Origin of the sequence: Leucobacter chromiiresistens, from assembly GCF_001477055.1 — a bacterium.
Classification (GTDB): Bacteria; Actinomycetota; Actinomycetes; order Actinomycetales; family Microbacteriaceae; genus Leucobacter; species Leucobacter chromiiresistens_A.
Map to the genome: position 1 here is coordinate 1 of NZ_LDRK01000055.1, position 10615 is coordinate 10615.

At 69.7% G+C, this 10615-nt stretch carries 7 protein-coding genes and 1 pseudogene; all 8 read left to right on the plus strand.

Going from position 1 to position 10615, the window contains the following annotated elements; genetic code table 11:
- Positions 1 to 51: 51 nt before the first annotated feature.
- Positions 52 to 849, plus strand: a pseudogene (locus NS354_RS13885) (HtaA domain-containing protein); the annotation flags it as partial.
- A gap of 159 nt (positions 850 to 1008) precedes the next feature.
- Entirely contained in the window at positions 1009 to 2517 is a 1509-nt protein-coding gene (locus tag NS354_RS13890) for an Ig-like domain-containing protein (RefSeq protein WP_275934821.1), read from the plus strand.
- A 281-nt stretch (positions 2518 to 2798) separates the two neighbouring features.
- Positions 2799 to 5927 (plus strand): HtaA domain-containing protein, encoded by a 3129-nt coding sequence (locus tag NS354_RS13170; RefSeq protein ID WP_082677997.1) that lies wholly within the window; start codon positions 2799 to 2801, stop codon positions 5925 to 5927.
- A 68-nt stretch (positions 5928 to 5995) separates the two neighbouring features.
- Positions 5996 to 6934: an HtaA domain-containing protein gene (locus tag NS354_RS08940; RefSeq protein ID WP_058594181.1), complete on the plus strand. Its 939-nt coding sequence runs from the start codon at positions 5996 to 5998 to the stop codon at positions 6932 to 6934.
- A complete protein-coding gene (locus tag NS354_RS08945; protein ID WP_058594182.1) occupies positions 6934 to 8049 on the plus strand; it encodes a heme/hemin ABC transporter substrate-binding protein in 1116 nt (371 codons plus the stop codon). Before NS354_RS08940 ends, NS354_RS08945 begins: the two co-directional genes overlap by 1 nt.
- 97 nt (positions 8050 to 8146) lie before the next feature.
- Entirely contained in the window at positions 8147 to 9217 is a 1071-nt protein-coding gene (locus NS354_RS08950; protein WP_058594183.1) for an iron ABC transporter permease, read from the plus strand.
- The gene (locus NS354_RS08955; protein ID WP_058594184.1) at positions 9214 to 10023 is read left to right on the plus strand and encodes a heme ABC transporter ATP-binding protein; all 810 of its coding nucleotides are present in this window, start codon (positions 9214 to 9216) and stop codon (positions 10021 to 10023) included. The genes NS354_RS08950 and NS354_RS08955 overlap by 4 nt, the downstream gene beginning before the upstream one ends.
- A gap of 97 nt (positions 10024 to 10120) precedes the next feature.
- Positions 10121 to 10615 (plus strand): LytR C-terminal domain-containing protein (locus NS354_RS08960; RefSeq protein WP_193750746.1); only part of this gene is annotated, 495 nt, incomplete at its 3' end.

The window sequence follows — 10615 nt, forward strand, 5'->3', positions numbered from 1 at the left end:
TGGCGAGTCTCGTGGGCTCGGAGAGTGGGATAAGAGAAAGCGCTCAGCTGGGGCGTGAAGGCGCCGTTCCCCAACTACATCACGAGCCCGATCGCGAAGGGCAAGGGCACGCTGCTCGGTGCGACCACCGGCTCGGGACCGTACGCGTGGGCCGGCGGAACGGGCACCGCGAACCTCGACGGTTCGGGTGTCGACGTCGCCTTCGGCGAGAATGACGGCGTGCACTTCCAGGGGCACGCGGAGGGCGAGAACTACATCCTCGACCTCGCGTTCACGCAGCCGCAGATCAAGGTCACGTCTCCGACGACCGCCGAGCTGTACCTCGACGTCGACGGCCGCGAGTTCGTCGACACGACGACGGTCGGCGAGACCTACTCGCTCGACGACGTGCACTTCGCCGACGTGACGCTCCCGGCTCCCACCGTCTCCGGCTCCACCTACACCTGGACGAACGCCACGGCGACGATGACCGAGGCCGGCCTCGACGCCTTCGGCGGATTCTACGACGCGTCGACCGCAGCGCTCGATCCGATCACCTTCACCGCTCCCGTCAGCGCCGTTCCCGCGACGGAGACCACCACGTCGATCGCCGCGAGCGCCTCGAAGGTCACCCAGGGCGACAGCGTCGAGTTCACGGCGACGGTCGCGCCGGCAGAGGCGGCCGGATCGGTCACGTTCACGAACCGCACCGCGAACGGCGTCGGCGAGATCTCGCCGGCGATCCCGGTTGCGAACGGTGTCGCGAAGTTCAGCATCGACTCGCTTCCCGTCGGCTCGAACGCGGTCGAGGCGAAGTTCACCCCCGCTGACGCTTCGGCTTTCGCCGCGTCGGCGACGACGACGAGTGCGACCGTCACGGTCGAGGAGCAGAAGGTCTGGGCTCCGAAGATCGACGTCTTCCTCGAGGACGGCGTGACGCCCGTGGGCGACACCCGCGTCTCGGCGGGCGACAAGCTCGTCGTCAAGGGTCAGGGCTTCGATCCCGAGGCGAACGTCGGCGGCCGCGGCATGCCGATCCCGAACACGCTGCCCCAGGGCACGTACGTGGTCTTCGGCGAGTTCGCCGAGAACTGGAAGCCCTCGGCGGGCGCCGCGTCGACGCAGCGTCTCAGCGCGACTCAGGGCTGGGTGCTGACCGAGGACACGCTGAACGCGATTCCGACCCAGTACCAGGGCGCCGTGCGCGGCCAGTGGGTCGAACTGAACGCCGACGGCTCGTTCGAGTGGACGGCGACGCTGCAGGATCGCGATGCGTCGAAGCCCGCGCCGGTGGACGGCAGCTACGGCGTCTTCACCTACGCGGCCGGCGGCGTCACCAACGCGGCGCAGGAGCAGGAAGTGCGCCTGAACTACGGCGCTCCGATCGTGAAGACCTCCACGTCGCTCCAGGCCGACGTCGAGAGCGTGCGCGCAGGCGCAGAGGTCACCCTCACCGCCGACGTCACCCCCGCTGACCAGGCGGGCACCGTGCAGTTCTCGAACGGCTCGGCGGCGCTCGGCGAGCCCGTCGAGGTCGTCGACGGCGTCGCGACGCTGACCACCACCGATCTCCCGCTCGGCGCCAACAAGATCACGGCCGAGTTCGTGCCGGCGAACGCCGCGGACGTCATCGGCTCGAAGTCGGACGCCGTGACGGTGACCGTCGCCGCGCAGCCCACGATCACCATCGACGGCGAGAAGCCCGCCGCAGTGACGGTGCGCCAGGGCGAGCCGATCGAGTTCGCCGGCGGCCCGTTCACGGCTGGCAGCGAGTTCGAGGTGTGGATCGATGCCGCCGGCGCGATGCAGCCGGTCTCGCTCTCGAGCGTCGCCGCCGAGGCCGCTGAGGATGCCGTGCCGCTCAAGGTCGGCGACGTGACGGTCGACGGGTCGGGCATGGCCGCGATCACGTGGAACGTTCCGGCCGACTTCGCGCCCGGCGAGTACGTGGTCTCCTTCCGCGGCACGAACGTCGAAGAGTACCTCGACGCGGACTTCACGGTCTCGCAGTACGTGCGCTCGACCACCACGCTGACCTCTTCGGCCGGTGTCGGGGGAAGCCCGAACGGCGTCGAGTTCGTCGCGACCATCGCGCCGGAGACGGCGACCGGCGAGGTGACGTTCACCAACAACGGCGTCGCCTTCGCGACCGTGCCGGTGGCGAACGGCACGGCGAGCGCGACGGCTGATCTCGCGGTCGGCTCGAACGAGATCGTGGCGACCTTCGCGTCGAGCGACGCGACGGTCTCCGACTCGGTGTCCGATGCCCTGGTGATCACGGTCACGGGCAGCGGATCGGGTGCGGACGGCGCTGCCGATGGCGGCGCTGACGGATCGGGCTCTGCGGGTACCGGCGCGAACGGCGGCGGCACCGGCGCGGGCACCATCGACGCCGTGGTCACGAAGCCGGCGGCCGGAGCGAAGGGCCTCGCCTCGACGGGCGGCGCCGAGTTCGCCGGGCTGCTCGCCGGCGGCGCGCTCGCGCTCCTGCTCGGCGCCGGCCTGATGGTCGCGCGTCGTCGCATCGCGGCGAACTAAGCGCCTGCGACTCGAACGGCCCCTCCTCGCGCCGCGCGGAGGGGCCGTTCGTCGTGGCGGCGACGACCGCCGCGCGCGGTTCGCGGCGCGGCGCTCGCCCTCCGCGGGCGACCCTCATCTCTCCGGCCCGCACCGGGCGGGATGCCCCGGGACTTGCATCATCAGATGATCAAGACCACACTAGAAGATGAAGAACTTAGGTAACCCTCACCATCGGCAGATCTGCGCCGGGTGGCGCGGTTCCAGTTTCCGATCGACGTCGTCTCACTGAAGGATTTCTCGTGTCTGCTCGCGCGCGCATTGCCAGAACCGGTTCGCTCGGACTCATCGGGATGCTCGTGCTCGGCACCGTCTTCGGCGGTGCGTCGGCGGCGCAGGCGGCAGACGGTGGGACGATCGGATCGATCGGCGCGATCGAGTCGGTGCAGGGCGGGGCCGCTGGCGGCACGGCGGATCCCGAAACCCCTGCCGTCGCTTCGGGGGGTGCGTCCGCGAGCCCGAGCGCCCCCGCGGCGGTCCCGGCTCCCGCGACGGAGGCGGCGCCCGAGGCAGCGCCCGCAGACGAGACCGGAGCGGCAGCACCGGCGACCGCCCCGGAGTCGCAGGTCGCCGAGACGACGCCGAACGCCGAGGCGACAGCCGACCAGGAGCCCGCCGCGACCGCCGACGCGATGCTCAGCTGGGGCGTGAAGTCGTCCTTCCGCAACTACATCACGAGCCCCATCGCGAAGGGCAAGGTCACGCTCCTCGGCGCGGTCACCGGAAGCGGGCAGTACACCTGGACCGGCGGAACGGGCTCCGTGAACCACGACGGTTCGGATGCGGACGTCGCCTTCGGCGAAACCGACGGTGTGCACTTCCAGGGGCACAAGAAGGATGAGGAGTACATCCTCGACCTTTCGTTCACACAACCGCAGATCAAAGTCACGTCGCCGACGACCGCCGAGCTCTACCTCGACGTCGACGGCCGCGAGTTCGTCGACACGACGACGGTCGGCGCGACCTACTCGCTCGACGATGTGCACTTCGCCGACGTGACGCTCCCGACCCCGACCGTCTCGGGCTCCACCTACACCTGGACGAACGCCGCGGCGACGATGACCGAGGCTGGCCTCGACGCCTTCGGCGGATTCTACGACGCGTCGACCGCTGCGCTCGATCCGGTGACTTTCTCGACCGGGGCCGCGCTAGTAGAGCCGCTGCAGACCACGACAATTCTCGAGGCTTCCGCCTCCGAGATCGAGCCGGGCGGCGAGGTGCAATTCACAGCATCGATTTCTCCGGCAGACGCGGTCGGAACGGTGCAGTTCTGGGACGGCGAGACCAAGCTGGAAAGCGCACGAAACGTCGTCGAAGGCCTGGCAACATTGAACACCTCCTTGCTTGCTCCGGGAACGCATTCGGTCTCGGCGCAGTTTATCCCCGCGGATGAAAAGTCGCATAGCGAGTCTAGGTCCACGCCGGTAGGTGTGCAGGTGGTGAAGTCGACAACGATTCCGGAGACCGCAAAGGTCACCTCAGCGAGGCTCGACTGGGGTATCAAGAAGTCATTCCGGACGTACATCGCGGGCAACACCGCGAAGGGTGAGATAGCTCGACTCGGCGGTGTTACAGGGCAGTTCACCTGGAACGACGGGAGTGGAACCGCGATGCCGAACGGTTCGAAGGCCAATGTTGGCTTCGGAACAAACAATGGTGTGCTCTTTCAAGGTCACAAGATAAAGGGGACGAATGCTCTCGATCTGCGATTCACGAATCCGCGGGTTGAAATTACTTCTGCAACCGGTGGCAAGCTGTATCTCGACGTGAAGAGCCGCAAGTTCGAGGGTGTAGAAGCTGCGAGCGATCAGTTCTTCGAAGCGAAAGCTGTCGCGGTAGGCACTATTGCTTTGCCAGCACCGATTGCGTCCGGGAAGACGCTCAAATGGACTGATGCGCAAGTATTCCTGACCAAAGCCGGTGTTGACGCCTTTGGCGGCTTTTACCCTGCAGGCACGGCCTTGGATCCTTTGACACTGACGCTTGAAATCGACCAGAACGCTGCCGCCCTACGATCAACGGACGTGAAACTGGCGGCATCCGCGACAAAGATGGTTGATGGCAGTGCTGTCACTCTCAACGCCGGGGTTTCTCCGAAAAGTCTCGGCGGAACGGTTGCGTTCTCCTACGGCGGTCGGGCCATCGGAAAGACTGTGAATGTCAGCAATGGGTCCGCGAGCACAACAGCAAAGCTGCCTGTTGGAATCCATTCGGTCCTGGCTACCTTTACCCCAACCGACTCAACCTACGGGCATTCAACCTCGAACGTTGTCAATATCACGGTCACCGGTCGACAGAGCGGGGGGAGTTCGGTGACGCCCTCTGCCGGTTCGGGCGCCGCGGCCGGATCCCTCGTCTGGAGCGTGTCGAACGCCTTCGCGGCGTACACCACCTGCACGAACAAGGAGGCGTTCGGCTACCAGCACTGCGCGAAGGGCAGCGTCGAGACGAACGGCGTGGGGGCGGGATACCTGTTCCCGCAGGCAGCGAGCTCGAGCTGGGATCGCGCGAGCCAGACCGGCACGGTCGCCTACAGCGGGTCCGTCGCATTCAGGGGCTACGGCATGACGATGTACAACGTCGCGAACCCGTCGATCACAGTGACGGGCCCGACGAGCGCCACGCTCAGCACCGGCAACTCGACGTCGTTCGGATCGGCCACCTACCAATTGGATCTCGCGAGCGGCAGCAAGTCGGTCGGCGCGAACGGCGAGGTCACGTGGAGCGACGTGCCCGTGCTCGGCTCGCTGAGCAGCGGCGGCGCGGGCGGCAGCGGCAGCCAGTCGATCGGGCTCGATCCGCTCACGTTCACCGTGGGCGCGGAGTCGCAGGTGAGCTACGGCTCCACCGCGGCGGGCAGCGACAAGAAGCAGTACACCGCGGCTGCGACGCCGCCGGCCACCACCGGCGTGACGGTGCTCACGGATGCCGACAGGATCACGCCGGGCGGCCGCATCGAGATCGAGGCCTCCGGGTTCGATCCCGACGACGAGGGCGTGCTGATCGTGCTGTACTCCGATCCGATCGTGCTCGACGACGAGGCGACCGCCGACGAGAACGGCGTCGTGCGCTGGTCGGGCACGCTGCCCGAGGACGTCAGCGGCGAGCACACCATCACGATCCAGGGCAGCTCGAACGCGGGCGCGGTGATCGACATCGTCGAGCCGAAGGCGAAGAAGTCGGCGCAGTCGGCCGACGTCGAGACGCGCACTCTCGCCGACGGCGTCGCGCAGGATCGCGTCACCGCTGCGGGGCTCGCGCCCGCCGCAGGCATGGCGCTCTGGGAGTGGTGGGCGAGTGCCGCGGGGCTCGTCGCCATCGCCGCCTGCATGACGCTGCTCACCATCCGCCAGCGCCGCGCCGCGGCGTAGCCCGGCCCGAAGCCGCCTCGCCGATCCGCCACCCGAATTCCACGCACGCACCACCAGGAGGCCCTCACGTGAACGCCCCACTCCGCCGCCCCGGCGCGCTCATCGCAGGCGCCGCGATCCTCGGCGGGCTGCTGCTCGCCCCCACCGCGGCGCAGGCCCACCCGCTGCGCGCCGAGGTGGAGGCGGGTGCCTGCGAGGTCACCGGCGGAGACCTCTCCTGGGGTGTGAAGGAGAGCTTCCGCGCCTACATCAGCGGCAGCATCGCGAAGGGCTCGTGGGAGACGGCGGACGGCGCGTCGTACGAGACGCCCGAGTTCTCCTGGAGCGGCGCGACCGGCAGCATCGACCCGGAGACCGGGGTCGGCAGCGTCTCCTTCACGGGGAGCGTGCACTTCACCGGCCATGACGGGGTGCTCGACCTGACGCTCGCGAACCCCACGATCGAGTTCGAGGGCGGCGGCAAGGCGGCGCTGCTGCTCGACGCGCGGAGCACCGACATGGAGGGCGCGGTGGCCGTCGACGCGACGCAGGAGTGGGTCGGCGATGTCGTGGCGCCGGATCAGCTCCCCATCGCCGACGACGCGCTCGTCGCCGACGACCTGCCGTCCACCCTCACGAACTCGGGCGCCAAGGCGTTCGCGGGGTTCTACGAGGCGGGCGAGGATCTCGATCCGATCTCGCTCGATCTGCAGTTCGCGAGCTGTGCGGGCTCAGGGGCCGCCGTCGCCGAGCCGGCCCCTGAGGCGAGCGACGACGACCCGGTCGCACCGGCGCCCGAGTCGGGCGACACGGCTGCGGCCGCAGCGGCGCCCGCGTCGGTCCCGTGGCTGCCGATCATCATCGGCGGGATCGCGATCCTCGTGATCGGGGTCACCGGCGGCATGCTGCTCGCCGGGCGGAAGGGCAGGCCGAGCGCCGGGCCGGCCCCGGCCGCCGGTTCGGTGCAGGATCCGGCGCCGCAGACCGACCCGCGCGCGAACGACCGCCTCTTCGGGGAGGACCGGTGATGCGGCGCAGGGTCGCGGCCGGCCTCGCGACGCTCCTCGCGGGATCGCTGCTGCTCGTCGGCTGCGCCGCGCCGTCGTCCTCCGCCGAGGCCGACGGCGGAGCCTCGGCTCCGGGCTCGAACGTGCCGCTCGCAGATCTCGACACGCTCGACGACCCGAAGGCTTACGAGGGCCCGTCGACGGCGGTGCTGCAGCACTCCGAGATCGAGCCCGTCGCCGAGCACCCCGCCCAGACCCTCCCCGCGACCGTCCCCTCGTACGGCGTCGACGGCTCGAGCACCGATGTGACGATCGAGCGGACCGACCGGGTCGTTGCGGCCGATCTCGGCGGCAACATCTCGGTGACCGTCGCCGGGCTCGGCTTCGCCGATAGCCTCGTCGGCGTCGACCAGTCGACCACTCTCGAGAGCCTGGCGGACCTGCCCCGCGTCACGAGCGGCGGCCACACCGTGAACGCCGAGTCGATCATCGACCTGCACCCCGATGTCGTCATCACCGACGGATCGGTCGGCCCGCGAGACGTCATCGAGCAGCTGCAGGACGTCGGCATCACCGTCGTGTTCGTGCAGAACGACCCCTCGTTCGCCGGCGCCGAGGCGCTCGCGCAGCAGATCGCGGCCGTCTACGGCAGCCCCGAGGCGGGCGAGCAGCTCGCCGAGCGCATCGCGGGAGAGGTCGAGGCGAAGATCGCGGAGATCGCCGCCATCGCGCCTCAAGCCGACGATCAGAAGCTGCGCATCGCCTTCGTGTACCTGCGCGGTTCGGCCGGCGTCTACTACCTCTTCGGGAAGGAATCGGGCGCCGACCAGCTCATCGAGGCCGTCGGCGGCATCGACGTCGCCACCGAGATGGGGTGGGACGGCATGAAGCCGATGACCGACGAGGCGCTCGTGAAGGCGAACCCCGACCTGATCCTCGTGATGTCGCACGGCCTCGAGTCGGTCGGCGGCGTCGACGGGCTGCTCGAGGAGAAGCCCGCGATCGCCGTCACCACCGCGGGCGAGCACCGCCGCTTCGTCGACATGGAGGACGGCACGGTGCTGTCGTTCGGGCCCCGATCCGCCGAGATCCTCGACGCCCTCGCGCGAGCCGTCTACGCGCCCGAGAGCCGTTAGCAGGCACCGCCCGAGCCGGGCGACGCCGGTACACTGGGGGTTCGCGCCCGCTCGGATCCGGGCGCGAACGGCACCCCTCAGCCAGAGAGAGCACCACGTGACGCACCTCGTATCGAGCACCGCCGGTCGCCGCAGCGCGAGCCGCGGCGCCATCGTCATCACCGCTGCGGTGATCCTCATGGTCGTCGGCATCCTCCTCTCCGCAGGCCTCGGCCAGCTCGCCATCGGACCGGCCGAGGTGGTGGGATCGGTGCTGCGCAGGTTGGGCATCGACAACGCATGGGCGCCCGCCGATGAGCTCATGGATCGCACGCTCTGGCAGATCCGATTCCCGCGCGTCGTCATGTCGCTGCTCGTCGGCGCCGCCCTCGCCGTCGCCGGCGCCGTCATGCAGGCGATCTTCGGCAACCCGCTCGCCGAACCCGGCGTCGTCGGCGTCTCCTCGGGGGCCGCGCTCGGCGCCTCGGCGTCCATCACGCTCGGCATCACCGCGTTCGGCGGCTGGACGGTCGCGATCTTCGCGTTCCTCGGGGGCCTCGCGGCCACGTTCATCGTGTACCTCACCGCACGGGCCCAGGGCAGAACCGAGATCGTCACACTCCTGCTCACGGGCGTCGCCATCAACGCGTTCGCGGGCGCCGGGCTCGCGCTGTTCACCTTCATCGGCGACACCGCGAGCCGCGAGCAGATCGTCTTCTGGCAGCTCGGGTCGCTCAACGGCTCGCGGTGGAACGAGGCCGGCATCGTGGCGATCGTCTCCGCAGTGGCCGCCGTCGTCGCGATCCTGTTCGCCCAGCAGTACGACCTGCTCTCCCTCGGCGACCGCACCGCCGCGCACCTCGGCGTGCGCGTCGAGCGGCTGCGCATCATGTCGATCGTGCTCGTCGCCCTGCTCACCGGCGTCGGCGTCGCCTTCGTCGGGGTGATCTCGTTCGTCGGCCTCGTCGTGCCGCACCTCATGCGCATGATCCTCGGGCCCGCCCACCGCCTCCTGCTGATCTGCTCGCTGCTCGGAGGCGCCGTGCTGCTGATCTACGCGGATCTGCTCGCCCGAACCCTCGTCGACGGCGCGGACCTGCCCATCGGCATGCTGACCTCGCTCGTCGGCGGACCCTTCTTCTTCTGGCTGATCAGACGCAACCGGCGCCGATCGGGGGGCTGGGCATGAGCGGCGCGAACGAACCGTCGACGGAGCGCGGCACCGTCGCTCAGCGGGTCGCAGACGTGAGCTTCCACGTCGGCTCGGTGCCGATCCTGGCCGACGTGACGATGGACGTGCGCTACGGCGAGGTGCTCGCCCTCGTCGGGCCGAACGGCGCCGGCAAGTCGACGCTCCTCAGCGTGCTCTCCGGAGACGTCGAGCCCACCAGCGGCACCGTCGCACTCGCCGGTCGCGACCTCGCCGAGTGGCGCGCTCGCGACCTGGCCCGCGCGCGGGCGGTGCTGCTGCAGGCCAACCAGGTCGCGTTCTCGTTCACCGCGCAGCAGGTCATCGACATGGGGCGCGCCCCCTGGATCGGCACGCCCGAATCCGACGACGACGAACGGGCCATCCGCGAGGCGACCGCCGCCGCCGACGTGGGCCACCTCACCCAGCGCGGCTTCCCCCACCTCTCGGGCGGCGAGAAGGCGCGCGTATCGCTCGCCCGAGTGCTCGCCCAGGAGACCCGGGTGGTGCTGCTCGACGAGCCGACCGCGGCGCTCGATCTCAAGCACCAGGAGGCGGTGCTGCAGATCGCCCGCGGGCTGGCCGAGCAGGGGCGGGCGGTGATCATCGTGCTGCACGACCTGTCGCTCGCCGGCGCGTACGCCGACGAGATCGCGATCCTCGCCCACGGCTCGCTCGTCGCCCGCGGAGCGCCGGGGGACGTGCTCACCGAGAGCCGCATCGCCGAGGTCTACGGCGCGGCGGTGCGCGTGCTGCCCGATCCCGACACCGGGCGGCCGATCGTCATTCCGAGGCGCGCGCTCTGAAGCTCGCACCCTTCTGGCAGGCGGGCCGCTGTAGGGTGTCAGTATCTCGCAGTGCGCGAGTTCGGCTCGAAACCAGCGACATCTGAAGGGGCACCGCGTGACGCGACCGACCGAAGACGAGGTCAAGCACTCCGCTGCCCGGCAGTCGTACCCGGAGGACCGCTTCGATCGCCTGCAGCAGTCCGGCCGCGTCGGCGCCCACCGCGTCACCGCTCGCCCGCGCTACATCTGGCAGTACCTCATCGCAGGCCTCCTCGGATTCGCGGTGCTCACGACCATCGGCATCATCGCCGTGCAGAGCGGCGAGGGGTCGGGCAAGCTGCCGCTCACGTCGTCGGGCACCCCGTCGGGGACGGCGCAGCCGAGCGTGGAGGCGAAGCTCGACCCGGAGGCGACGATCGCGATCCTCAACGGGACGCCCACCGAGAACCTCGCCGCCGCACTCGACCAGATCGTGACGAACGAGGAGTGGGGCAAGATCCAGTTCTCCGGGAGCGCGGCGACCACCGACGTCGCCATCTCCGCGGTCTTCTACTCGAACCCCGACGACGAGGCGGCTGCTGCCGGTCTCGCCGAGAAGCTCGGCGGCGTG

Bases quoted from the DNA above. Each gene is read 5' to 3' on its own strand.
- NS354_RS13890 (WP_275934821.1), top strand. From the start codon at position 1,009: ATGCCGATCCCGAACACGCTGCCCCAGGGCACGTACGTGGTCTTCGGC.
- NS354_RS08945 (WP_058594182.1), top strand. From the start codon at position 6,934: ATGCGGCGCAGGGTCGCGGCCGGCCTCGCGACGCTCCTCGCGGGATCG.
- NS354_RS08955 (WP_058594184.1), top strand. From the start codon at position 9,214: ATGAGCGGCGCGAACGAACCGTCGACGGAGCGCGGCACCGTCGCTCAG.